This is a genomic window from Methylocystis sp. Se48, assembly GCF_056269425.1.
This window is the reverse complement of sequence record NZ_CM149850.1, coordinates 494,278-517,445: the sequence shown is the minus strand read 5'-3', so window position 1 is coordinate 517,445 and position 23,168 is coordinate 494,278. Positions and strand designations below refer to the sequence as shown.

The following is a 23,168-nucleotide window of genomic DNA, read 5'->3' as shown; positions in this document are numbered from 1 at the left end:
CGAGGAGACGGCGATGAGCGTAAATCGGCCAGTCGTCATGCAGGTAAGGCCGCTTTACACAGCGGAGGAGCGCCGCCGCCGCGACGCCACGGCCTGGACCCTCGTGCAGGGCGTCCTGGCGCCCTTCCAGTTCCTCGTGTTCCTCGTCAGCGTCGGGCTCGTTCTGCGGTACCTCGCCACGGGCGAAGGGCAGGCGGCGGCGACGGTTTCGATCGTCGTCAAGACGCTCGTCCTCTACGCCATCATGATCACCGGCTCGATCTGGGAGAAGGTCGTCTTCGGACGCTATCTCTTCGCCCCCGCCTTCTATTGGGAGGACGTGTTCAGCATGCTCGTGCTCGCGCTGCACACGGCCTATCTTGTGGCGCTCGGCTTCGACTGGCTCGACGCCCGCGGGCTGATGTTTCTCGCGCTCGCGGCCTACGCCACTTACGTCGTCAACGCGACGCAATTTCTGCTGAAGCTGCGCGCTGCGCGCCTCGAGGGCGCGCCATGAACGCGCTCGCGCCTTTCTCACAACCCGTCGCGGCTTCGGCGGTCGGCTGCGCCGCCCCCTCCGTCACGCAGGAGCGCGGCCAGCGCGAGGTCTTCTGCGGGCTGACCGGGATCGTCTGGCTGCATCGCAAAATCCAGGACGCATTCTTTCTCGTCGTCGGATCGCGCACCTGCGCGCATCTGCTCCAGTCGGCGGCGGGCGTCATGATCTTCGCCGAGCCCCGCTTCGCGACGGCGATCATGGACGAGCGCGACCTCGCCGGCATGGCCGATATCGACGACGAGTTGGATCGCGTCGTCGCGCGGCTTCTCGAGCGCCGGCCCGACATCAAGCTCCTTTTTCTGGTCGGCTCCTGCCCGTCCGAAGTGATCAAGATCGATCTTGCGCGCGCGGCGGCGCGCCAGTCGAGCGTCCATGCGCCGCGCGTGCGGGTGCTCGCCTATTCGGGCAGCGGAATCGAGACGACCTTCACCCAGGGCGAGGACGCCTGCCTCGCTGCGCTTGTTCCCCATTTGCCGCAAGAGGCGGCAGGCGCGCCGCAGTCCCTCCTCGTCGTTGGCGCGCTCGCGGATGTCGTCGAGGATCAGTTCGCGCGTTTATTCGACATGTTGGGCGTCGCGCCGGTGAGGTTTCTCCCGATGCGCAACGCCGCCGATCTCCCCCCGGCGGGCCGCAATACGTCCTATCTGCTCGCGCAACCGTTCCTCGGCGACGCCGCCCGCGCCCTCGACGCGCGCGGCGCGACGCATATTCCGGCGCCCTTCCCGATCGGCGTGGAGGGCGTGACGGAATGGCTTCGCGCCGCGGCGCAGGCTTTCGGCGTCCCCGCGGAAAAGTTCGAGGCGGTCGTTTCTCCGGGCCGCGCGCGGGCGCGGGCAGCGCTGTCCCGCTATCGCGAGAAGCTCGCCGGCAAGCGCGTCTTCTTCTTTCCCGATTCCCAGATGGAGCCCTCGCTCGCCCGCTTCCTCGCGCGGGAACTCGACATGCGGGTGGTGGAAATCGGCGTTCCCTATCTTCACCGCCAGCATCTCGCCCAAGAGCTGGCGCTGCTGCCGCCCGAGGCGCGCATCGTCGAAGGCCAGCATGTCGAGAAGCAGCTCGATCGCTGTCGCGCGGCGCGGCCCGATCTCGTCGTCTGCGGCCTCGGCCTCGCCAATCCGCTCGAGGCGGAAGGGCTTGCGACGAAATGGTCCATCGAACTCCTGTTCTCGCCGGTCCAGGGCTACGAGCAGGCCGGCGATCTCGCCGAGCTTTTCGTCCGGCCCCTGAACCGTCGCGCCAGGCTGAAGGTGTAGCGCATGCAACTCACGCTCTGGACATATGAGGGGCCTCCCCACATCGGCGCGATGCGCGTCGCGACGGCGATGCGCGGCCTGCATTATGTCTTGCACGCGCCGCAAGGGGACACATACGCCGATCTGCTTTTCACCATGATCGAGCGCCGGGACGCCCGCCCGCCGGTGACCTATACGACCTTTCAGGCTCGCGATCTGGGCGGAGACACGGCGGAGCTTTTCAAGGGCGCGGCGCGCGAGGCCTATGACCGCTTCGCGCCGCAAGCGATGATCGTCGGCGCCTCCTGCACGGCGGAGCTCATCCAGGACGATCCCGGCGGCCTCGCGAAAGCGCTCGCGCTGCCGATCCCGGTGATTCCGCTGGAACTGCCCGCCTATCAGAAGAAGGAGAATTGGGGCGCGTCGGAGACCTTCTACCGTTTGGTGCGCACGCTCGCCGGGCCGCGCGCACAACCCCTGCCGGGCGCGCGGCCGCGCTGCAACATTCTCGGACCGACGGCGCTCGGCTTCCGTCATCGCGACGATCTCGTCGAAATTCGCAGGCTGATCGAAAGCCTCGGCGTCGAGATCAAAGTGATCGCGCCGCTTCACGCCACGCCCGCCGATCTGGCGCGGCTCGGGGACGCAGATTTCAACGTCGTGCTCTATCCCGAAATTGCGCTGTCCGCGGCGCAATGGCTGGAAAGGAACCGCGGCCAGCCGTTTACGCGGACAGTTCCCATCGGCGTCGGCGCGACGCGCCAATTTATCGAGGAAGTCGCGCGCCTCGCCGGAGTCGACGGGTCGGCCGTCCTCGACGCGCAGGATTTGCGTTTGCCCTGGTATTCGCGCTCGGTCGACTCGACCTATCTGACCGGCAAACGCGCGTTCATCTTTGGCGACGCAACGCACGCCATCTCCGCCGCGCGCATCGCGCGCGACGAACTTGGCTTTGAGGTCGTCGGGCTCGGCACCTATTCGCGCGAATTCGCCCGGGAGGTTCGCGAGGCCGCGAAGCTCTACGGCGTCGAAGCGCTCGTCACGGACGATTATCTGGACGTCGAGGCGAAGGTCGTCGAGCTGCAGCCCGAACTGGTTCTGGGCACGCAAATGGAACGGCACATCGCCAAGCGCCTCGGCGTTCCCTGCGCCGTCATTTCCGCGCCGGTTCACGTGCAGGATTTTCCGGCGCGCTACTCGCCGCAGATGGGGTTCGAGGGCGCGAATGTGATCTTCGACTCCTGGGTCCATCCGCTGATGATGGGTCTCGAGGAGCATCTGCTCGCGATGTTCCGCGACGACGCCGAATTTCACGACGCGCCCTCGCATCTCGGCGCGACCGCGACCAGTGGAGCCTCTGCGCCGGCGCAGCCCGCCGCCGCGCAGTCTGACGCCTTCGCCACTACGCCGATCGGCGTCGGCTGGGCTGACGAGGCGGAAAAGGAATTGAGGAAAATCCCCTTCTTCGTGCGCGGAAAGGCGCGACGCAACACCGAGAGATACGCGAAGGAACGCGGAGTGGCGCACATCACACTGGAGACGCTCTATGACGCTAAGGCCCACTTCGCTCGGTGAGCAATCCGGCTTGCGCGTCGTGATTGTCACGCTCGACAATCACCTCTCGGGCGCCGTCGACCGCGCGCGCGCGGCCTTGCGGCGGGACATTCCAGGACTCGCGCTCGATTTCCACGCCGCGGCCGACTGGAACGATCCCAAGGCCGTCGAGCGCTGCGCCGACGATATTTCCAGGGCCGACATCATCGTGGTGACGATGATGTTCGTCGAGGAACATGCGCAGGCGATTCTTCCCGCCATTCGCGCACGTCGCGATTCCTGCGACGCGGTCGTGTGCTGCATGTCGGCCCCTGAGATCGTCAAGCTGACCCGCATCGGACGTTTCAACATGGACGGCTCGAAACGCGGCGCCTTCGACTTTCTGAAAAAGCTGCGCGGCTCGAGCAAGACGACCGACACGGGCGGCGCGCGTCAGCTCGCAATGCTGCGCCGCATCCCGCGCATCCTGCGGTTCATTCCTGGCCCCGCCCAGGACGTCAGGGCCTATTTCCTGACGCTCCAATATTGGCTCGGCGGCTCCGACGACAATGTCGCCAATCTGGTGCGTTTCCTCGCCAGCCGTTACGCGAGCGGCGCGAATGCCGAATTGCGCAAGCTAAAGGCGCCGGCGCCAATCGAATATCCCGAGGTCGGACTTTATCATCCGCGGCTCTCCGGCCGCGTGACTCAATCCATCGGCGATCTTCCGCAGCCGGCGGGCGCGACGCGGGGCGTGGTCGGCCTGCTGCTCATGCGCTCCTACATCCTCGCCGACAACACCGCCCATTACGACGCCGTCGTCGAGGCGCTCGAAGCGCGCGGGCTCGCGGTCGTTCCGGCTTTCGCGAGCGGCCTCGACGCGCGCCCGGCCGCCGAGAAATATTTCTTGCGGAACGGCGCGCCCGCGATCGATGCGCTAGTTTCGCTTACCGGCTTCTCGCTCGTGGGCGGCCCGGCCTACAATGATTCCACGGCCGCCGCGCAGATGCTCTCGGCGCTCGACGTTCCCTACGTGGCCGCGCAGGCGCTCGAATTCCAGACGATCGAGCAGTGGGAGAATTCTGAACGCGGGCTGTCGCCGGTCGAAGCCACGATGATGGTCGCGATTCCGGAACTCGACGGCGCGACGGCGCCCATGGTTTACGGCGGCCGGTCGAGTCAGTCGTCCGCGGAACGCATCCGCGACCTCGAAGCCCACCCCGAACGCGTCGACCGTCTGGCGCAGCGCGTGGAGAAGCTCGTCGCCCTGCGCAAGACGCCGAAGCGCGAGCGCAAGGTCGCCATCGTCCTGTTCAATTTTCCGCCGAACGGCGGAAGCGCCGGGACTGCGGCCTTCCTTGGCGTCTACGCGTCGCTCTTCAATACGCTCATGGCGTTGAAAGCGGATGGATACGAGCTCGACGTTCCCCCGGACGCCGATGCGCTTCGGGACCGTCTGCTCGGCGGCAACGCCGCGCGCTTTGGAACCGAAGCCAATGTCCATGCGCGCATCGGCGTCGAGGATCACGTGCGCCGCGAGCGTCATCTCGCGGAGATCGAGGCGCAATGGGGCCCCGCGCCGGGCCGGCATCAGACCGACGGCGGGTCGCTTCTCGTGCTCGGCGAGCGGTTCGGAAACATCTTCGTCGGGCTGCAACCCGCCTTCGGCTACGAGGGCGATCCCATGCGGCTCCTTTTCGAGCGCGGCTTTGCGCCCACCCACGCCTTTTCGGCCTTCTACCGTTTTCTGCGCGAGGATTTCGGCGCGGACGCCGTCCTGCATTTCGGCGCGCATGGCGCGCTGGAGTTCATGCCGGGCAAGCAGGTGGGGCTCTCCGCCGCCTGCTGGCCGGAGCGGCTCATCGGGGCTCTGCCGAACATCTATCTCTACGCCGCCAACAATCCGTCGGAAGGGGCGATCGCCAAGCGCCGTTCGGCCGCGACGCTCGTCAGCTATCTGACGCCCAGTCTCGCTCAGGCAGGGCTATATCGCGGCCTCAACGATCTGAAGGCGTCGCTCGAGCGATATCGCGCGTCGGACCCGGAAGCGGCCGAGGAACGTGCGCAACTCGCGTCGCTCATCCAGTCGCAGGCCGCCGCGGTCGATCTCGCGGAGGCCGAACCGGCGTGGCAAGCGGAAGCCGGCGCGCGCATCGTAGATCTTTGCAGCAAGGTGATCGAACTCGAATACACGCTCATCCCGCACGGGTTGCATGTGGTGGGCGCGGCCCCGGGCCCGCAGGAGCGAATCGAGACGTTGACGGCGCTCGCGGAAGCGCAGCATGGATTGACCAATGCGCGCGCGGGCGTGGAAGCGCTCGTCGACGGCGCGCCGGTCGACGCCGCCATCGCCGCCGCAGGCGCGGGTCAGGAGGCGCGGCAAGCCTTCGCCGAACTTTCCCGCATTAACGGTCTTCTCTCGCAGGATCATGAAATTCCCGCGCTGCTGCGCGCGCTCGACGGACGCTTCATCCCGCCGGTTTCGGGCGGCGACCTCATGCGTTCGCCTGAGATTCTGCCCACGGGCCGCAACATCCACGGCTTCGATCCCTATCGCATTCCCAGCGCCTTCGCGATGGCCGATGGCGCGCGGCAGGCGGAGCGCGTGCTCGCGCGTTACGCGGCCGACGGCCATCCTTTCCCGGAGTCGATCGCGATCGTTCTTTGGGGCACGGACAATCTCAAAAGCGAAGGCGGACCCATCGCCCAGGCCCTCGCGCTGCTCGGCGCCGCGCCGCGCTTCGACGCCTACGGCCGGCTTTGCGGCGCGACGCTCACGCCTCTCGAGGCTCTGGGCCGTCCGCGCATCGACGTCGTGGTGACGCTCTCGGGCATTTTCCGCGATCTCCTGCCGTTGCAGACGAAGCTTCTCGCCGAGGCCTGCTATCTCGCCGCCGTCGCCGAGGAGCCCGACGAGTTGAATTTCGTCCGCAAACACGCCCTGGCTCATATGGCGGCGCAGGGCTGCGATTTCGAAACGGCGGCCCTGCGCGTCTTCAGCAATGCGGAGGGAGCCTATGGCGCCAATGTCGGCATGCTGATCGACGCGGCCGTCTGGACGGACGAGAACGAGATTTGCGACGCCTACGCGAACCGCAAATGCTTCGCCTATGACCGCAAGGGCCGGCCCTCGCAGCAGGCGGCGATGCTTCAGGGGGTGATGGAGAAGGTCGACTTCGCCTATCAAAATCTCGACAGCGTCGAGCTCGGCGTGACGAGCATCGACCATTATTTCGACAGTCTTGGCGGCATGGGGCGATTGGTCACGCGCGCGAGAGGCGGCCGCGTCGCGCCCATCTACATCAGCGACCAGACGCGCGGCGAAGGGAAAGTGCGGTCGCTCGGCGAACAGGTCGCGCTCGAAACTCGCACACGCGTCCTCAATCCCAAATGGTACGAGGGAATGCTCGAATTCGGGTACGAGGGCGTGCGCCAGATCGAGGCGCATGTGACGAACACGGTCGGCTGGTCGGCGACGACAGGCCAGGTCGATCCCTGGGTCTATGAGCAGATCACCCGCACGTTCGTCGTCGATCCCGAGATGCGCCGGCGTCTCGCGGAACTCAATCCGGTCGCTTCCGCGAAGATGGCCAATCGCGTGATCGAGGCGCATCAGCGCGGATATTGGCGGCCCGACGACGCATTGCTCGAAGCCCTGCAAAACGCCGGCGAAGAGTTGGAAGACCGTCTGGAAGGCGTTTCTACGGAGATTGCGGCATGAACATACCGATCCGCAAACCAGCGCCGGCCGACTCCTTTCAGGTTGAACTCGATCCCAATCTCGAGATCGGGACGGCGAAAGTCTTTGCGATCTACGGCAAGGGCGGCATCGGCAAGAGCACGACGTCCTCCAATCTGTCGGTGGCCTTCTCCAAGCTCGGCAAGCGCGTGCTTCAGATCGGCTGCGATCCCAAGCACGATTCGACGTTCACGCTGACCAAGCGCCTTGCGCCGACGGTGATCGACGCGCTGGAGGCCGTGAAGTTCCATTCCGAGGAGCTTCGCGTCGAGGACTTCGTCGTCGAAGGCTACAATGGCGTGATGTGCGTCGAGGCGGGCGGTCCGCCGGCGGGCACGGGCTGCGGCGGCTATGTCGTCGGGCAGACGGTCAAGCTCCTCAAGGAGCATCATCTTCTCGAAGACGCGGACGTCGTCATTTTCGACGTGCTCGGCGACGTCGTCTGCGGCGGTTTCGCCTCGCCGCTTCAGCACGCGGGCCGCGCCCTCATCGTCACGGCGAACGACTTCGATTCGATTTTCGCGATGAACCGCATCGTCGCGGCGATCCACGCGAAGGCGAAGAATTACAATGTGAGGCTCGGCGGCGTCATCGCCAACCGCAGCGCCAAGACGGACGAAGTTGACCGCTACAACGCCTCCGTGGGGTTGAAGCGCGTCGCGCATTTTCCGGACCTCGACGTCGTGCGCCGCAGCAGGCTCAAGAAATCGACGCTCTTCGAGATGGAGCCTTCCCCCGAACTCGAGGCCGTGCAGAACGAATATCTCAACCTCGCGGAGGCGCTGTGGAGCGGCTACGAGAGCGAACCGCTCTGCGCGACGCCGATGAAGGACCGCGATCTCTTCGAATTCTTGGGGTTCGACTGATGACGACGCCGACATGGATCGCCCGCCGCGGCGAGCTGGAAACCTATTTCGACCGCACGGCGGTCGAGGCGTGGAAACGCCTGACCTCCGATGCGCCGGTGAGCCGCGTGCGGGCGACGGTGCGCGCCGGGCGCAACGCCATGCGCGAGACGCTTCTGTCATGGCTGCCTATGGATCTCCGCGGCGCGCGCCTGCTCGACGCCGGTTGCGGGGCAGGAGCGCTGGCCGTTGAAGCGGCGCGGCGCGGCGCGGACGTCGTCGCCGTCGATATTTCGCCGACGCTGATCGGGCTGGCGCAGGAGCGCGCCCCGCGCGACACGGGCGCGGGCCGCGTGACCTTCATGGTCGGCGACATGCTCGATCCGGCGCTCGGCCGTTTCGATCACGTCGTCGCCATGGACAGCCTCATCCATTATGACGGCGCCGACATCGCCCGCACGCTCGCCGCGCTTATACGGCGCACCGAGGGCTCCATCGTCTTCACGATCGCGCCGCGCACGCCGGCGCTGATGGCGATGCATGCGGTCGGCCGATTCTTTCCGCGCGGCAATCGCGCGCCGGCGATCGCACCGATTTCCCGCCGCGCGCTCGAAAGCCACATGGGCGCGCATGAAGAGTTGCGCGGTTGGCGCATCGCCCGCGAACATCGCGTGGACATCGGCTTTTACGTTTCGCAGGCGCTTGAGGCAAAGCCATGAACCGCGCCAGCGCCGCGCTCGTCAAGGGCCTGATGCGCATTGGGCCGTCGATCCTGCCCTTCGCCGATGCGGGGACGGCGGAACTCCCGATGTCGCGCCTCATTCGGCTGTCGCTGTTCCAGGTGACGGTGGGCATGGCGGCGGTGCTTCTCATCGGAACGCTCAATCGCGTGATGATCGTCGAGCTCGGCGTTCCATCCTGGATCGTCGCGGTCATGCTCGCTCTGCCGCTCCTCGCCGCGCCGTTTCGCGCGCTCATCGGCTATCGGTCGGATACCCATCGCTCGGTTCTCGGCTGGCGGCGCGTGCCGTTCATCTGGCTCGGCACGATGTCGCAATTCGGCGGCCTCGCGATCATGCCCTTCGCGCTGCTCATCCTGTCGGGCGACACGACGGGGCCGATCATCGTCGGCCAGGCGGCGGCGGCGCTCGCCTTTCTTCTCGTCGGCGCCGGACTTCACACCGTGCAGACGATCGGGCTTGCGCTGGCGACCGACCTCGCCCCGGCCCATGCGCGGCCGCGCGTCGTGGCCCTGCTCTGCGCCATGCTGCTCGTGGGCATGGCGACGAGCGCGGTCGCATTCGGAGCGTTGCTCGCCAATTTCAGCGAGCTGCGGCTCATTCAGGTCGTTCAGGGCGCGGCCGTCGTCACGATCGTGCTGAACGGAATCGCGTTGTGGAAGCAGGAGCCGCGCAATCCGAACGCTCACCTCGACGCGCCGCAAGTTGAATTCCAAGACGCCTGGAAAAAGTTCGCGGCGACGGGCCGCATGCGCCGTCGACTGATCGCCACGGGGCTCGGAACCGCCGGTTTCAGCATGCAGGACATTCTGCTCGAGCCATATGGCGGCAAGGTGCTGCATTTACCGGTTGGCGCCACCACCGCGCTCACCGCCATGCTGGCCATCGGCGGCGGCGCCGGGCTCTGGCTCGCCGCCCGCCGGCTGTCGCGCGGAGCCGACGCGCACCGCGTCGCGGCGCTCGGGGCCGTGGTCGGCATACTGGCCTTTGCGGCCGTGACCTTCGCCGCGCCGACGGATTCAGCCGCGCTGTTCGCCGTTGGCGTCACGCTCATCGGCTTCGGCGGCGGCCTGTTCGCGCACGGCACGCTCACAGCCTCCATGGAGACCGCGCGGCCGGAGGATCGCGGCCTCGCGCTCGGCGCCTGGGGCGCGGCGCAGGCGACTGCGGCTGGCCTCGCCATTGCGGCGAGCGGCGTGATCCACGACGTCGGCGCCGCGCTCGCCGAACAGGGCGCGCTTGGCCAAACGTTGCGCGATCCCGTCGTCGGCTATTCGATTGTCTACACCCTCGAAATCCTGCTTCTGTTCGTGACGCTCGTCGCGATCGGCCCGCTCGTGCGCTTCGCCGCCGCGCGATCCCGGGAGGAAGCGGCGCCCTTCGATCTCGTTTCCACGCCCGACCTCAATTCCGGAGTCATGCAATGATACGCGGAGCCATCACCAGCAACATCGATGTCGCGCAGGTCGTTCTCTATGCCTTCTTCATCTTCTTCGCGGGATTGATCTTCTATCTGCGCCGCGAGGACCGCCGCGAGGGCTATCCGCTCGAATCCGACGCGACGGGCCAGGTCGGCGATCGGGGCTTCCTGCTCATTCCCGAACCGAAGACGTTCCTGCGCGCTCACGGCGCGTCGGCGCTCGCGCCGAATTTTGAGCATGACTCGCGGCCTCTCAACGCGGAAAAGGTCGCGCCCTGGCCCGGCGCGCCGCTGGAGCCCACGGGCGATCCGTTGCTCGCCGGGGTCGGGCCGGGATCTTACGCCATGCGCGCCGACGTTCCTGAGAAGACCCACGACGGACGCGACCTCATCGTGCCCCTGCGCGTCGCCACGAACTTCTTCGTGCCGGTCGAGGACGGCGACCCCATCGGACTCCCGGTCGTCGGCGCCGACGGCGAAAAGGGCGGAGTTGTGAAGGATCTGTGGATCGACCGCGCCGAGAGCATGGTCCGCTTCTACGAAGTGGACGTCGGCGGCAAGAGCGTGCTGTTGCCCGTCGGATTTGCGCGACTTGATCTCGATCGCACGAAGGTCGAAGTCGAAGCCGTCCTCGGCGAGCAGATCGCCCGTGCGCCCGCGACGCGCAACGCCGACAGCGTCACGCTGCTCGAAGAAGAGAGGATCATGGCCTTTTTCGGCGCCGGCACGCTTTACGCGACGCCCGCCCGCGCGGAGCCGCTGCTATGAGAGCGATCGATCTCGAAAAGCTCCTGCCGCAGGACATTCCGGCAGGCGAGCGCGTTCTCTGGGTCGGCCAGCCGGAGTGGAAAAGCCTCGCGCGCCGCGCCTTCCGCGTCGACATCGTGGTCGCATACTTTGCTGTCGCAGCCGCCTGGCATTTCATCTCCGTCACGTCGGAGTCCGGAACGGCGGACGGCGCGCTGGCGGCCGCCAGAACGCTCGCGCTCGGCGCCGCAGCGGCCTTCCTGCTCGGGCTTCTCGCCTGGGCTTCCGCACGCACGACGCTCTATGTCGTCACCTCCCGGCGCGTGGTGCTGAAAATCGGCATTGCGCTCCAGGTGTTCTTCAATCTGCCCTTTACGCAGATCGCCGCGGCGCATCTCGCGTTACACGCCGACGGCTCCGGGGACATTCCCCTCGCCTTGGGCGCGGGGCAGCGGATCGCCTATCTGCATCTTTGGCCGCATGCGCGTCCCTTCCGTTTCGCCGAGCCGGAGCCGGCGATGCGGTGCGTGCCCAATGCGAAAGCGGTCGCCGAAATCCTGAGCCGCGCCCTGATCGCCTCGGCGAATGAAGGGTCTGTCGTCGCGGACGAGGAAAACGCGCTCGCGCTGGTTTCGGAACGAGCGGCCGCAGCCGCCTAGTCGGGGAGGAAAAGCGAGATGAGTCAGTCCTCGATTCAAACAGGCCAACATGGGGGCGGCGTTCCGAAGGGCGTTCTCGTGGGGGCCGCCGTCCTTGTGCTCTTTGCGCTCGCGGCGTCTGGCTTCGCGCGCATGAGCGGCGTCGGCACGCTTCACATGCCCGCGCAAAGCGCGGTGCAGACGCTCTCGCTGCGCTTCGAAGATCAGCCCGACGGCGCCGTCGCGGTGCGCGACGCCGCGGATGGCCGCGTCATCTTTTCCGTCGAACCGGGAACAAATGGCTTCATCCGGTCGACGCTTCGCGGACTCGCGCGTGAGCGGCGTCGCTCGGGGTTCGACGCCGCGACCCCCTTTACGCTGACGCGCTGGAGCGACGGCACCATCTCGCTCGATGACGCCGCGACGGGCCGGCGCGTGAGTCTCGACGCCTTCGGACCCGCGCAGGCGCAGGCCTTCGCGCAGTTCTTCGCCGCGGAGAGGGCCACGCCATGAATTTTTTCCGGCAAACTTTCACGGCGCCCTGCACGATCGAGATCGAACATTCCGCCGACAGTCTCCATGCGCATGTGGAAATTGAGAGCGGGATCGCAATCCAGCCGGGCGACCGTGTTCTGGTTCACGGGGCGCCGAGCCATGTGACCTTCGGGGACCACATGACCATCGCGCGCGTTGCGACGATCGTGCGGGCTGGTCTGCTCGAACGATTGTGGACGCGCTTTCTCGCCAATTTCGAGATTCTCGAACTTTATGACGTCAGCTTCTCGCCAAGGAGAAAGCTATGAACGCCCCTATTCGCCACGGCGCGTCGATCGAAGCGACCAACGCCGCTCTCGAAAACACTATGCTCAGCCCGCGTTTCTACACGACGGATTTCGACGAACTGGACAAGACCGACGTTTCCGCCGTACGGGCGCAATGGGACGCCCTGATGGACGAGATGCGGTCCGACCCAAATCAGAAGCATTTCCAGCGCACGCCGGAATTCGACCAGGAGTTCACGCTTACGCCCGAACTCGACAAGGAATTCCGGGACTTTCTCATCAGCTCGATCACCGCCGAATTCTCCGGCTGCGTGCTCTACGCTGAAATGAAGAAGCGCGCGAAGAACAAGGATATGAGGGATCTCTTCGCCTATATGAGCCGCGACGAGGCGCGCCATGCGGGCTTCATCAACGACACGCTGAAGGATTTCGGCATCGGCGTCGATCTCGGATTTCTGACGCGCGTCAAGAAGTACACTTTCTTCAAGCCGAAGTTCATTTTCTACGCGACCTATCTTTCGGAGAAGATCGGCTACGCGCGTTACATCACCATCTTTCGGGAACTCGAACGGCGCCCGGAGCGCCGCTTCCACCCGATCTTCAAGTGGTTCGAAAAGTGGTGCAACGACGAATTCCGTCACGGCGAAGCCTTCGCGCTCCTCATGCGCGCGAATCCGAAACTCCTGTCGGGGATTAATGTCTATTGGATCAAGTTCTTCCTGCTCGCCGTCTTTGCGACCATGTATGTGCGCGATCACTTCCGTCCCGCCTTCCATGAGGCGATCGGCGTCGAACCGACGGAATATGACCGGAAGGTTCTCAATCTCTGTTCGGAGATTACGCGTCAGGTTTTTCCGATCACGCTCGATCTCGACAATCCAAAATTCTGGGAGGGCCTGGATCGCCTATTCGTGATCGCGCAAGCGAGCGCCGATGCGGAGGCCAGAGGCGGCGTCATGGGTTGGCTGACCAAGGCGCGCTGCTCCGTCGAGGCGGCGCTGACGTTTGCACGGCTGTATTTCCTGCCGAGCAAGCCCAATGCGCTTCCCGCGGAAATCCGCCTGGCCCCCGTTTGGTGAGGAGAGACGCCGATGGCCTGCCTGTTGCCGATCTTCGCGACGATCTTTCTCTGGTGGGCCAGCACCGGCGTGCTCCTCTATCTCGACAATTTGAATCGCCGGACCTTTCCGTTGAGCATGATCGCGGCGACGGTGGTCCTGGCCTTCTCGGCGCGCGGTCTCGTCGCGTCGAGCGGCGACACGTCCGAGGCGGCGGCCTATGAAGCCTTCGCCTGTGGACTGGGGCTGTGGGGGTGGCAGATCGTCAGCTACTACACAGGCCACATCACCGGACCTCGCAAGACAGCCTGCGAACCCGAGTTGAGGGGCTGGCGGCGCTTCGTCGAAGCTGTGCGCACGAGCCTCTATCACGAACTCACAATCGTCGGGTTCGCCATCGCGGCCGTCGCTCTGACGGCGGGGCAGCCTAATCAGGTCGGCGTCTGGACCTTCCTCGCGCTATGGTGGATGCATAGCAGCGCAAAGCTCAATCTCTTTTTTGGCGTTCCGAATCTGAGTGACGAATTGCTGCCGGAACACATGCGCTATTTGACGACGTTTATGACGCGCCGGCCGATGAACCTGTTCTTCCCGCTGTCGGTAACCGTCTCAACCTTGTTCACGGCTTATCTCGCGCAGCGGGCGCTGTCGGCGGAGGCGGCGACCTTCGAAGCCGTCGGCTTTACGATTCTTGCGACTTTGATGACGCTCGCGGTCGCGGAGCACTGGTTTCTCGTCGCGCCGATCAGCGCCAACGCGCTGTGGCGATGGAGCATGGCGAATGGCGAGAATGAGGCTTGCGCCGACGACGGCTCCGTCGATGGCGTCGCGCAAGACAAAGAATGCGCCTGCGCCCTGCGCGGGCAGGGGCTTGCAAGCAGAGTTTAAGCGTCGCCGCGTCGAAAGGGCGCGTTGAGTGGCGGATTCGTCCGTCGGAAAAATAGAGATCGCATTGGGAGAGTTCGCCATGAGCGCCGTGGGCATGAATTACGAGAACTGCTTCGAGGACGCGATCGCGCGGTTGAAATCCGAGAACCGCTATCGAATCTTCGCCAATCTCGAACGCGACGCTACCCAATTTCCCAACGCGCTGTGGCGCCCCGACGACGGCGCCCCCCGCGAAGTCACCATCTGGTGCTCGAACGACTATCTCGGGATGGGCGGACACAGGAAAGTGCTGGACGCGGCCATTCACGCCGCGGAGCGGCACGGCGCGGGCGCTGGAGGCACTCGAAACATTTCAGGGACGCATCATCCCATCGTGACGCTCGAAGCCGAACTCGCCGAACTTCACGGAAAGCAGGCGGCGCTCGCTTTCACCTCCGGATGGATCTCGAATCTCGCCAGCATTTCGACGATCGCGTCGCTCCTGCCCGATTGTCTGATTCTGTCGGATGCGCTCAATCACAATTCGATGATCGAAGGAATCCGCCGTTCCGGCTGCGAAAAGCAGGTCTGGCGCCACAACGACGTCGCGCATCTCGAAGAACTATTGAGGGCCGCCGGCCCAGATCGCGCCAAGCTCATTGTGTTTGAAAGCCTCTATTCGATGGACGGCGATATTGCGCCGGTCGCGCAGATCGTGGCGCTCGCGGAAAAATACAATGCGCTGACTTATGTCGACGAGGTCCACGCCGTGGGCATGTATGGCGCGCGGGGCGGCGGCATTAGCGAACGCGATGGCGTCAATGGACGGATCGACGTGATCGAAGGCACGCTCGCCAAGGGCTTCGGCGTGCTGGGCGGCTACATTGCGGCGAGCGCCGCCATCGTCGACGCCGTGCGCAGCTATGCGCCGTCGTTCATTTTCACGACGACCCTGCCGCCGATGGTCGCCGCGAGCGCCTGCGCGGCGGTGCGTCACCTCAAGGAATCGCAGACGGAGAGAGAGCGTCATCAACACATGGCCGCGTTGGTGAAGCACGCGCTGCGCGCGGCGGGCCTCCCGATCCTCGAGAACAATTCGCACATCGTGCCATTGATGGTCGGCGACGCCAGGCGCTGCAAGGCGGCGAGCGATCTGCTGTTGCGCCGACACGGCATCTATATCCAGCCGATCAATTATCCGACGGTGGCGCTGGGAACGGAGCGGCTGCGCATCACCCCGACGCCGCGTCACGCCGAAGAGCATGTCGCCGCCCTCGTCGAGGCGGTCGTCGATGTGTGGAGCTATCTGGAGTTGCCCTTCACGGAGTCGAAGGTCATTCCGCTGCGGCGCCCGCAATCGACGGCGCCGGCGCATTGCGCCTATCCCGAGATGAAGCAGGCTGCTGAGTAATGCGGAAGTCAAGCCGCGATAGCGCGTTGCGGATTGAACTTGGACCTGTTTTTGAGCATGGTCGAGAGAACGGCGACGCGTCTGCGGGCGAGCGCGACGAGGGCTTGCGTGTGATGTTTTCCCTCGCGGCGTTTACGGTCGTCGAAGGCCTTGGAGATTGGGTCTTTGGTCGAGCAGGCGCAGAAGGCGCCTTGATAGAAGACGCGCGTGAGGTCTTCGTCGCCGCCAAAGGTGCGGCGCCGTGCGCGGCTCTTTCCGCACTGACGGAGGACGGGGGCGAGACCCGCAGCGGCCGCCATGGCGTCGGCGGACTTGAATTGCGCGGTGTTGCCCGCCGCGGCGATGAACTCGGCCGTGAGGATGCCCCCCATTCCGGGCAGGCTTCGGATGAGGGCCGCATCAGGGTGGCGGTCGAGCGGTTCCTCCAATTGACGATCAAGCCGGGCCAGACGCTCCTTGACGGCGATGGCCCCGCCGGCCAGCTCGCGCGCCATCTCGGCCATCGCCTTCTCGCCAGGGACGACAGTGTGCTGGGCGAAGGCGCATTTGGGAGCGATTTCGGCCAGAGCGGCGCGCTTGCGCAGGCCCGAACGCGCCTCGAGATGGGTGAGCAACCCATCGGCGCCGGCGCCGCGGATCTTCGTCGGCGTGACGAAGCCGGTGAGACGCTGCAACGGGCCGAGATCGTTGAAGTCCAACGCTTTCTCAAGCCCCGGATGGATGGCGCCGATAAGACGGCGCAGCCGGGATATGCGTCTGGTCTGATCCTGGGTGAGGTCGCGGCGGCGTCCGACCAGCACGCGAATGGCGATCGTGTCTTCGTCGTCAAAGGCGACGATCCGCAGGGCCTGGCGCGTGCGGGTCTGCTCCGCGATCACGCGGGCGTCCCTGGGATCGGACTTGGTCTCGCCGCTGGCGAAACCCGCGCGCGCGCGATTGACCGCGATGCCGGGCATATGGACGACCTTGAAGCCTTCGGTGATCAAAGCCGCTTCGAGGAAGGCTGCGACCGAGCCCAAAACATCGAGGCCGATCTTGAAACTGCGCAGCTCCGCAACGGCGGCGTCGATGTCTTCCTGGGCGTTGACCAGCGCTCGGTCTATGAGAACCTTTGCGTTCTCGTCGATCATACAGAGCAAATGAATCTCCTTGGCGATATCGATTCCCGCAAAGTGTCGCATGCCCCCTCCGCTAGAGCTGGCGTCTCACGCGCGGCCCGCCTCGCTGGCATCGCCTTACATAGCCATCGAGGGCATCGCGTAATCAGCGGTCGAACGGGCGTGGCGGCGCGGCCGGCCCAGCAGCCGGAGCCATCGAGGACAGCCGGAATGATAGCCATAGCCGCACCACCTGCGCGCTACGAGATTGGCCAATCCCGAAACACACAGCAACAGGGTAAGGCGCCGAATGAGGCCGCGCGCAACTGGCCGCTCATCCTGTTCGCGATCGACGGTCTTCTCAACATCGCCTGGAGCCCGATCTTCTTCAAACTGCGGCGGTCCGACTGGGCCTCCGTCGAGCTCCTGCCCTTCTGGGTCTCGATCCTCGCTCTGCTTCTACACATCGGATCGGTCTCCACCCTCGCGGGCGCGCTGATGGCGCCATATCTCGCCTGGGTGACCTTCGCGGGCTGTCTGAACTGGACCATCGTTCAGATCAACAAGCCCTTCGTCACACATCCTTTATTTGCGAAGGCGCCGTGATGGAATCGCTTTTTTCAGACGGCCGCGTCGTCGACGTCATTCTCGTGCTTGTGGCGCTCGAGGCCTGCGCCGTTCTCGGCCTTCGCGCCGCGACAGGCCGCGGGCCGGCGCCGGCCTCCTTCATCGCCAATCTGCTCGCAGGCGCCTTTCTGCTGCTGGCGTCGCGCGGCGCGCTCGCCGGCGCGTCATGGATGTGGATGGCGACAAGCCTCGCCGCCGCCCTCTTCGCGCATATCCTCGATCTCGCCTTGCGCTGGGACGCCGCATCCGAGCGCGAAGCTACGGCCCGACGACCGGAAAGGTGACGGCGATCGCATAGGCGAGCGCGAACGCGGCGCCGAGCGCGCCGACGCGCGGGTCGTTCGTGCGCGCATAGACCCAGCGATTGACGAGGCCGAAGATCACGAACAGCAGAATGATGACGATGGCGATGATGGCGAGGAAGAACAGGCGTCTCGGATTGAGCGCGATCGCGATCGCCAGAGAGAGGACGAAGCAGAACTTGCTGAAGGCGTAACCTCCCCGCGCCGGCGCCGCGCCGCGCAGCATCCATTCTTCCGCCACAAGATAGGCCGCGACGCTCGCAAACATGATCGGGATGATCGCCCATCTCGCGCCGACCGGCGCGAAGGACGTCACGAAAGCGTCGATCGGCCACCCCATGGCGAAAAGGAAAAACGCCGTAACGCAGGCGGCAGGAAATGCGACTCGTCCGAGACCGCGCAGCAGTTCCCGCAACGGAAACGATGTTCCGGGTTGCCGCCAGAGCCCGGCGAGGATCAGCAATCCATAGACGGCGAAATGAACCACGAGATAATCGCCGAGCAGAATAGGCAGAAAATCCGTTGGCGCTTTCCACAACAGCAGGGGCGTGAGCAGCGCCGGGGCGAGAGAGATTTTCCATAATTGCGGCCAGGGCAGCCCCAGCCCGAGCGGCCGCGCGGAAGGGACCGGCAGGAGCTTCGACGCGGGCCAGGCCAGGGCGACGAGCCCGGAGAAGAGCAGCGCCAGCCACCTCCCGCGCGCGTAAATGCGTTCGTCGCCGCCGCTGCGGTGAAAAACGCCGTTCAGCCAATCGCGGGTTTCGACGAGCGTATCTCTCGCATAGAGCACGCCGATATGTTCCGCGCCGCGCGCAAGCGCGAAACGCCGCGCGGTTCCCTTTTCGAAATCTCCATAGGTGACGCGCTCCTGCGCTTCTCCGCCCGCCGCCGAGGAGACGATCCGCCGCCCCGCGTCGATCAGTCGCGGCGACTCCCATGCGCCGTCGATCACGAGCAGATTCCGGGGATTGTCCGACGTCACGCCTTGCCCGAACACGGAAAGCGCCGCCACCGCGTCGACGCCCGGATTCTCCATCGCGTAGCGAATGACGAGATCGGACGCCATCGAATGGCCGACGAGCGCAAAACCCTTCCCGGCCTCCGGCAGCGCGCGGGCGAAACGCGCCGCTTCGCCGATCTCGGCGACGAGCGCGCGCGTGCTTTTCTCCAGATCGGCGACGCCGCCGGGCAGCGGCGCGGCGTTGCGGCCGTGACCCGCGAAGTCGAAAGTCACGACGACATAACCGCTGCGGGCGAGCGCAAGGGCGATCGGTTGCATGAGCTGCTGCGAACCGGCGAAGCCATGCGCGACGACGACCACGGGACTCGCGCCGCCGCTGTCCGGCCCAAAAACCGTGGCCGGCGTAGCGCCGATGCGAGCGGAGCGGATCAAAACGCCGTCCTCCGCGCGCGATAGCGCCAAAAGGCTCGCGCCGATCGCGCAGATTGCGAAAAACGCAATGAAAACCATACGCCCGTTCATCTGATCTCCATTGCGGCTGACGATCGTTCAAACGGCGTTCGCGGCGCGCGTCGATCGAGGGCGCCTGCGAATACCGTCTCCCCACTGACAATGAACCTTTACATTTCGCCAAAGCGTCAATCGCTCTTTACTATTCTCTGATTGTGAGTTTCAATGAGGATGAGCGGAATAATCGCTGCTCCAAGCCGAAAAACGGCGACATCAAAAAATTTTGAATTGCTCCAAACTCTCCGGAAGGACGAAGGCGGTTTTCCGGCGCAACGAGGCGCGCGTTAATTCCAGGGGCAACGGTCGCGGCGGGCCATTGGTCGAGGAATTTTCAAAAGCTTCATTTCGCGCCGCGTCTCCAACGCCTTTAAGATCCGTCGGGGAGCGTGCGAGACCTCGGGGAGGCCACCATGGTCTACAAGAGCGAACTGTCCAGCCAAAGCGCGATGGGCGGCGGCTGCGATCAGCACGGTCATCCGGGAATTGGGAAATTTTTATCCGCCAAGTCAAATCGCGCCGCACGGCGCCAGAGTTTGTCCGAGGTCATAACCTCCGAAATCGTTCCGCGTCTGATGCTCATTCATCACGAGCCCGGGCAGGTCGATCCGATTCCCGCTGTGGGCGATGCGGAGATTTGTGAGTTCTGCGGCCTCGCCATGGGCGCCGACGCCTCGGCGGCCACCTCTTACTTCGGCGAGATGCGCGCACGCGGCCATTCGATCGACGCGCTCTTCGTGCATCTTCTGGCGCCGACCGCGCGCTATCTCGGCCAGTTGTGGGAAGAAGACCGCTGCGATTTCGTAGACGTCACGCTCGGCGTCGCGAGGCTGCAGGAAATACTCACGATTTTCGGCGGGGCGCGGGATGTGCGCCTGATCGACATTCGCCACCGCGCGCTGCTGATCGCGCCGCGCGGCGAAAGCCATGTTTTCGGCATCGACATGGTCGCCCGCTTCATGGACAACGGCGGCTGGGACGTCACTGTGGAAAAGAATGTTTCTTCCAGCCAGTCCGCCCGGCTGGTTTCGCGTGAGTGGATCGGCGTGGTCGGCGTCACCCTGAGCGCCGAGTCGGGTCTCGAATCCCTCGCCAGCATGATCCGCACGGTGCGCCGCGCTTCCGCGAATGCGGTTGTCGGCGTGATGGTCGGCGGACCCCTGTTCAATGCGCATCCGGAGCTCGCGATTCAGGTCGGCGCCGACGCCTCCGCGGCGGACGCTCCGACGGCGGTGGCGCTCGCCAAACGCCTGCTGATGAGACAGGCTGTGCAGGAAGCGATATCTTAAACGCACGGCGTCGCGCCCGCACCGTCGTCTCGACGCAGGCTTTTCCAGCCGTTCATCCAGTTTTCGAAAGCCAGGAACGTCCTTTGCGCGGAGGCGATCGCAGCCGCCTGTCCAGCGTCGTCTTCGATCGCTTCGAGCCGCGCGACGAAATTGCGCCACATCTCCCCATTCCGTTCGCCATGGCCGAGATAAAATCGGCGCGCGTCCGTCGCGACGCGCGCCAGCGCGCGCGCAATCAAGACGCCGCCGAGCGTGGAGCCTTCCGTCACATAAAGCGCGCCGAGCAACGCGGCGGCGTCTGTCCAGCCGAACTCCTCGCCGCACAACGGCAAGCGTTCGACTGTGATCGCGTCAACGCCCAATGAAGCGAGATCCTGGACCAGCAGCGGCGCGCGCCGCCTTTCCGCGAGGTCGAGGCTGAAATCGGCGGCGCGCGCGGCCGTCGCGCATTCGAAAGGATGATGAAAACCGTACAGGCGCGCGAGCAGGAGACGGTAATCGTCGCGCGTGATGTCGCCTCGCGCTGCGGCGGCGAATCCCGCGTGGCGATGCAGCCGTTCATGCGCCGCCTGCGTCGCTTCTCGCAACCGATCGCGCAGCCTCTTCGCGGTATTCATTTCTTCGGCGCCGCATCGTTCGCGTCGGACGAAATCTGCTCCAGCACTTCCGCGGCGCGCCACACGGATGTTTTCACGCTTTCCAGCATTTCCGGCATGCGGGCCGTATCCGGCCCGTCGGCGATCTCCAGCGCGGCGAGTTGCGCGTTCTCAATAATGCTCGACATGATGTTTTCGTAGCTCAGATCGGCCCGTGAATTGATGCGCCCCATCAGCTTCCGGTGACTCTGGAGAATGCTGTCCTGGAACCGGCGCCGCGCCGCTTCGGCCTCCTTTTTCTCGGTCAGATCGGCGAAGACGAGGACATAGCCGAGGATGCGCGACGGCGGCGAGACGACGGGCTCCGCGCGCACCAGAAGCGGCTTCACGTCGCCGGCCGCGCTTCTGAACTGCGCCTCGCCGCGCCAGGCCTGCCGGTTCTCCTGTAAGCCGCGCAGCTTTTTCGCGACGTCGTCATGGTCAAGAAAGAAACAGGCCAATTCGTCGAGATGTTTCAAGCCAGCGCCGCCGTTGGCGAGAAGCGCGTCGAACGCCGCATTGGTCTCGATGACGCGGCCCTCGGCATTGGCGATGACGACTTGCTGCCCGGAACGCCTGACCTGCCTCGACATTTGTTCGAGCTGATCCTGCGCGATCAGAATGCGCACGGTTCGGAACTGGAAAATGACGTCGGAGACGATAGCGCCGATCATGCGCGCGGCCGCGAGATCTGCGGCTGTCCAGGGGTCCGACGTGCCTTCGACCACCTGATGCCATTGCGCGAACGAGCGCCGGGGAGACAGCTCGGACGGATCGTCGCCCGGCGACGGCGGCTTGAAGGGATTGCCGCCCCAGGTGACCGTTCGCACGCGCTCGTTGCGAAACCAGATCAACATCTCGTCGGCCTCGCCGGATACGCGCGCAGCGAGAACGCCGCTCGCGACGCCCGCGAGCGGCGCGAATGTGGGCTCATCAAGTCCCAGAGACGCGGTGTGGAAAACGGTTTCGCGCGGCTTTCGCGCGATCCATTGGCCGATCGCGCGAATTTGCGCGGTGCCCGGCGCGTCGCCGATCGTCAGGATCTGGCCCTCATGCAGCAACGCCGCGCCAGTGGCGTTGACCGGCAAAAGAAGCGAGCGGGCGCTGTCGAAGAGCGCGCCGCGCCAGTCTCCCTCGCGCGCGATCGACTCGACCATCCGCTGCTCCAGCCGGCGCACGGAGAGTTCGCCCTGCCCCTGCACGAAACTTTCGAGCGCCGCGATGCGCGTGCCGATCGCCTCTGCGAGAAGCTCGCAGGCCGCGCGCATTTCGAAATGCAGAAGACGCGGCGCATAATGATGGCACGATACGAGGCCCCAGAGCCGTCCGCCGACCATCAAGGACACGACGAGCGTCGCGGCGACGCCCATGTTCTTGAGATATTGAACATGGATCGGCGACGAGCTGCGCAGGAAGCACAGCGACATGTCGAGATCCTCGCCGGTGAGGGGAGAGAGTTTCGGCGTGAGCGGCGCGGGAGTGAAGGCGATGTCGGCGAGGAGACGCACGCGGTTGCGCTCGTAGAGTCTGCGGGCGATCTGCGGAATGTCGGAAGCGGGATAGCGATTGCCGAGAAAGGCCTCGAGCTCCGGCCGCTTCGTTTCGGAAAAGACTTCGCCGTGGCCCGCCTCGTCGAAGCGATAGACCATCACGCGGTCGTAGCCCGTCAATTCGCGGAAGATGCGGGCGCTCTCGTCGCACAGCGTCTGCAACGTCGACGCGGAGACGATCGTCTCGATCGCGCCTTTGAGGTCGCGGGAAAGATCGACGAGCGGCCCGGCGCGCTCGATCTCGACGACGAGACCGCCGCCGCGCGGATGGTGCAGGAGCGCGTTGAACGGTTCGTCGCACGCTCCGATTCGGCACCGCACCATGACGGGAATGGCGTCCGCGTCGTCGGCGAGATGCGGCTCGACGCGCGGCCAGAGATCGCCGCCGAGATCGGCGAGACGCCGTCCGATCAGCGCACCGGAAACGCCGAGGAAAGCCGGCGCGTTTTCGCTGATCTGAACGATGACGCCGTCCGTTTCACGGACCAGAAGAAGCGCCCCGTGGGGCTGGATGGAGCCGGCGAGATGGATCTGCTCCCGCTCGCAATTGGACAGATCCGCCGTCCCGAAGGCGGGAGACGAAATTTGCTCCGCCACGACGATCTCCCCTGCCGCAACCGTCCCTGTCGACGATTTTCCTTTTATGCCTG

The 23,168-nt window shown here is 65.3% G+C and carries 21 protein-coding genes; 17 read left to right on the top strand and 4 right to left on the bottom strand.

Going from position 1 to position 23,168, the window contains the following annotated elements:
- Positions 1-13: 13 nt before the first annotated feature.
- The 14 genes from bchF to hemA all read left to right on the top strand — a co-directional run bounded on the left by bchF (position 14) and on the right by hemA (position 15,550).
- On the top strand, positions 14-496 hold the full coding sequence (gene bchF, locus ACV959_RS02510) for a 2-vinyl bacteriochlorophyllide hydratase (RefSeq protein ID WP_475738351.1): 483 nt from the start codon (positions 14-16) through the stop codon (positions 494-496).
- A complete protein-coding gene (locus ACV959_RS02505) occupies positions 493-1,791 on the top strand; it encodes a ferredoxin:protochlorophyllide reductase (ATP-dependent) subunit N (RefSeq protein WP_475738350.1) in 1,299 nt (432 codons plus the stop codon). Before bchF ends, ACV959_RS02505 begins: the two co-directional genes overlap by 4 nt.
- Positions 1,792-1,794: 3 nt before the next feature.
- A complete protein-coding gene (bchB, locus tag ACV959_RS02500) occupies positions 1,795-3,345 on the top strand; it encodes a ferredoxin:protochlorophyllide reductase (ATP-dependent) subunit B (RefSeq protein ID WP_475738349.1) in 1,551 nt (516 codons plus the stop codon).
- A complete protein-coding gene (locus ACV959_RS02495) occupies positions 3,317-7,024 on the top strand; it encodes a magnesium chelatase subunit H (protein WP_475738348.1) in 3,708 nt (1,235 codons plus the stop codon). The genes bchB and ACV959_RS02495 overlap by 29 nt, the downstream gene beginning before the upstream one ends.
- Complete coding sequence (gene bchL, locus ACV959_RS02490) at positions 7,021-7,908, top strand: ferredoxin:protochlorophyllide reductase (ATP-dependent) iron-sulfur ATP-binding protein (RefSeq protein ID WP_475738347.1); 888 nt, start codon at positions 7,021-7,023, stop codon at positions 7,906-7,908. Before ACV959_RS02495 ends, bchL begins: the two co-directional genes overlap by 4 nt.
- A complete protein-coding gene (bchM, locus tag ACV959_RS02485; protein WP_475738346.1) occupies positions 7,908-8,606 on the top strand; it encodes a magnesium protoporphyrin IX methyltransferase in 699 nt (232 codons plus the stop codon). The genes bchL and bchM overlap by 1 nt, the downstream gene beginning before the upstream one ends.
- Positions 8,603-10,054: a BCD family MFS transporter gene (locus ACV959_RS02480; protein WP_475738345.1), complete on the top strand. Its 1,452-nt coding sequence runs from the start codon at positions 8,603-8,605 to the stop codon at positions 10,052-10,054. Before bchM ends, ACV959_RS02480 begins: the two co-directional genes overlap by 4 nt.
- The gene (gene puhA / locus ACV959_RS02475) at positions 10,051-10,815 is read left to right on the top strand and encodes a photosynthetic reaction center subunit H (protein WP_475738344.1); all 765 of its coding nucleotides are present in this window, start codon (positions 10,051-10,053) and stop codon (positions 10,813-10,815) included. Before ACV959_RS02480 ends, puhA begins: the two co-directional genes overlap by 4 nt.
- Complete coding sequence (gene puhB, locus ACV959_RS02470; RefSeq protein ID WP_475738343.1) at positions 10,812-11,453, top strand: photosynthetic complex putative assembly protein PuhB; 642 nt, start codon at positions 10,812-10,814, stop codon at positions 11,451-11,453. The genes puhA and puhB overlap by 4 nt, the downstream gene beginning before the upstream one ends.
- A gap of 18 nt (positions 11,454-11,471) precedes the next feature.
- Positions 11,472-11,945 (top strand): photosynthetic complex assembly protein PuhC, encoded by a 474-nt coding sequence (gene puhC / locus ACV959_RS02465; protein ID WP_475738342.1) that lies wholly within the window; start codon positions 11,472-11,474, stop codon positions 11,943-11,945.
- Positions 11,942-12,235, top strand: a complete 294-nt coding sequence (locus tag ACV959_RS02460; protein ID WP_475738341.1) for a hypothetical protein — start codon at positions 11,942-11,944, stop codon at positions 12,233-12,235. Before puhC ends, ACV959_RS02460 begins: the two co-directional genes overlap by 4 nt.
- Positions 12,232-13,293: a magnesium-protoporphyrin IX monomethyl ester (oxidative) cyclase gene (gene acsF, locus ACV959_RS02455; RefSeq protein ID WP_475738340.1), complete on the top strand. Its 1,062-nt coding sequence runs from the start codon at positions 12,232-12,234 to the stop codon at positions 13,291-13,293. Before ACV959_RS02460 ends, acsF begins: the two co-directional genes overlap by 4 nt.
- 12 nt (positions 13,294-13,305) lie before the next feature.
- Positions 13,306-14,160: a putative photosynthetic complex assembly protein PuhE gene (gene puhE, locus ACV959_RS02450; RefSeq protein WP_475738339.1), complete on the top strand. Its 855-nt coding sequence runs from the start codon at positions 13,306-13,308 to the stop codon at positions 14,158-14,160.
- Between the two features lie 94 nt (positions 14,161-14,254).
- On the top strand, positions 14,255-15,550 hold the full coding sequence (gene hemA / locus ACV959_RS02445; RefSeq protein ID WP_475739573.1) for a 5-aminolevulinate synthase: 1,296 nt from the start codon (positions 14,255-14,257) through the stop codon (positions 15,548-15,550).
- An 8-nt stretch (positions 15,551-15,558) separates the two neighbouring features.
- Here the strand turns inward: hemA and ACV959_RS02440 are convergent, their stop codons facing one another.
- The gene (locus tag ACV959_RS02440; RefSeq protein ID WP_475738338.1) at positions 15,559-16,731 is read right to left on the bottom strand and encodes an IS110 family RNA-guided transposase; all 1,173 of its coding nucleotides are present in this window, start codon (positions 16,729-16,731) and stop codon (positions 15,559-15,561) included.
- Between the two features lie 147 nt (positions 16,732-16,878).
- Between ACV959_RS02440 and ACV959_RS02435 the strand changes: the two genes are divergently transcribed.
- Both ACV959_RS02435 and ACV959_RS02430 read left to right on the top strand, forming a co-directional pair.
- Positions 16,879-17,253: a TspO/MBR family protein gene (locus tag ACV959_RS02435; protein ID WP_475738337.1), complete on the top strand. Its 375-nt coding sequence runs from the start codon at positions 16,879-16,881 to the stop codon at positions 17,251-17,253.
- Complete coding sequence (locus ACV959_RS02430) at positions 17,253-17,558, top strand: hypothetical protein (RefSeq protein ID WP_475738336.1); 306 nt, start codon at positions 17,253-17,255, stop codon at positions 17,556-17,558. The genes ACV959_RS02435 and ACV959_RS02430 overlap by 1 nt, the downstream gene beginning before the upstream one ends.
- Here the strand turns inward: ACV959_RS02430 and ACV959_RS02425 are convergent.
- Positions 17,533-19,059: an alpha/beta hydrolase gene (locus ACV959_RS02425; RefSeq protein ID WP_475738335.1), complete on the bottom strand. Its 1,527-nt coding sequence runs from the start codon at positions 19,057-19,059 to the stop codon at positions 17,533-17,535. The genes ACV959_RS02430 and ACV959_RS02425 overlap by 26 nt on opposite strands.
- A 398-nt stretch (positions 19,060-19,457) precedes the next feature.
- Between ACV959_RS02425 and ACV959_RS02420 the strand changes: the two genes are divergently transcribed.
- Positions 19,458-20,333 carry a cobalamin B12-binding domain-containing protein gene (locus ACV959_RS02420; protein ID WP_475738334.1) on the top strand — a complete coding sequence of 292 codons (876 nt, stop codon included), beginning with the start codon at positions 19,458-19,460 and terminating at the stop codon, positions 20,331-20,333.
- Here ACV959_RS02420 and ACV959_RS02415 read toward each other — a convergent pair.
- Both ACV959_RS02415 and ACV959_RS02410 read right to left on the bottom strand, forming a co-directional pair.
- A complete protein-coding gene (locus tag ACV959_RS02415) occupies positions 20,330-20,950 on the bottom strand; it encodes a biliverdin-producing heme oxygenase (protein WP_475738333.1) in 621 nt (206 codons plus the stop codon). The genes ACV959_RS02420 and ACV959_RS02415 overlap by 4 nt on opposite strands.
- Positions 20,947-23,115 carry a GAF domain-containing protein gene (locus ACV959_RS02410; RefSeq protein WP_475738332.1) on the bottom strand — a complete coding sequence of 723 codons (2,169 nt, stop codon included), beginning with the start codon at positions 23,113-23,115 and terminating at the stop codon, positions 20,947-20,949. Before ACV959_RS02410 ends, ACV959_RS02415 begins: the two co-directional genes overlap by 4 nt.
- Positions 23,116-23,168 lie beyond the last annotated feature (53 nt).

What these genes read in the sequence shown, in the direction of transcription:
- ACV959_RS02420 (WP_475738334.1), top strand. Translation starts at nt 19,458, where the DNA reads ATGGTCTACAAGAGCGAACTGTCCAGCCAAAGCGCGATGGGCGGCGGC.
- puhA (WP_475738344.1), top strand. Translation starts at nt 10,051, where the DNA reads ATGATACGCGGAGCCATCACCAGCAACATCGATGTCGCGCAGGTCGTT.
- bchF (WP_475738351.1), top strand. Translation starts at nt 14, where the DNA reads ATGAGCGTAAATCGGCCAGTCGTCATGCAGGTAAGGCCGCTTTACACA.
- ACV959_RS02505 (WP_475738350.1), top strand. Translation starts at nt 493, where the DNA reads ATGAACGCGCTCGCGCCTTTCTCACAACCCGTCGCGGCTTCGGCGGTC.
- ACV959_RS02440 (WP_475738338.1), bottom strand. Translation starts at nt 16,731, where the DNA reads ATGCGACACTTTGCGGGAATCGATATCGCCAAGGAGATTCATTTGCTC.
- acsF (WP_475738340.1), top strand. Translation starts at nt 12,232, where the DNA reads ATGAACGCCCCTATTCGCCACGGCGCGTCGATCGAAGCGACCAACGCC.
- ACV959_RS02415 (WP_475738333.1), bottom strand. Translation starts at nt 20,950, where the DNA reads ATGAATACCGCGAAGAGGCTGCGCGATCGGTTGCGAGAAGCGACGCAG.
- ACV959_RS02480 (WP_475738345.1), top strand. Translation starts at nt 8,603, where the DNA reads ATGAACCGCGCCAGCGCCGCGCTCGTCAAGGGCCTGATGCGCATTGGG.
- hemA (WP_475739573.1), top strand. Translation starts at nt 14,255, where the DNA reads ATGAATTACGAGAACTGCTTCGAGGACGCGATCGCGCGGTTGAAATCC.
- bchM (WP_475738346.1), top strand. Translation starts at nt 7,908, where the DNA reads ATGACGACGCCGACATGGATCGCCCGCCGCGGCGAGCTGGAAACCTAT.
- puhB (WP_475738343.1), top strand. Translation starts at nt 10,812, where the DNA reads ATGAGAGCGATCGATCTCGAAAAGCTCCTGCCGCAGGACATTCCGGCA.
- ACV959_RS02460 (WP_475738341.1), top strand. Translation starts at nt 11,942, where the DNA reads ATGAATTTTTTCCGGCAAACTTTCACGGCGCCCTGCACGATCGAGATC.
- ACV959_RS02435 (WP_475738337.1), top strand. Translation starts at nt 16,879, where the DNA reads ATGATAGCCATAGCCGCACCACCTGCGCGCTACGAGATTGGCCAATCC.
- bchB (WP_475738349.1), top strand. Translation starts at nt 1,795, where the DNA reads ATGCAACTCACGCTCTGGACATATGAGGGGCCTCCCCACATCGGCGCG.
- puhE (WP_475738339.1), top strand. Translation starts at nt 13,306, where the DNA reads ATGGCCTGCCTGTTGCCGATCTTCGCGACGATCTTTCTCTGGTGGGCC.
- bchL (WP_475738347.1), top strand. Translation starts at nt 7,021, where the DNA reads ATGAACATACCGATCCGCAAACCAGCGCCGGCCGACTCCTTTCAGGTT.
- puhC (WP_475738342.1), top strand. Translation starts at nt 11,472, where the DNA reads ATGAGTCAGTCCTCGATTCAAACAGGCCAACATGGGGGCGGCGTTCCG.
- ACV959_RS02495 (WP_475738348.1), top strand. Translation starts at nt 3,317, where the DNA reads ATGACGCTAAGGCCCACTTCGCTCGGTGAGCAATCCGGCTTGCGCGTC.
- ACV959_RS02425 (WP_475738335.1), bottom strand. Translation starts at nt 19,059, where the DNA reads ATGAACGGGCGTATGGTTTTCATTGCGTTTTTCGCAATCTGCGCGATC.
- ACV959_RS02430 (WP_475738336.1), top strand. Translation starts at nt 17,253, where the DNA reads ATGGAATCGCTTTTTTCAGACGGCCGCGTCGTCGACGTCATTCTCGTG.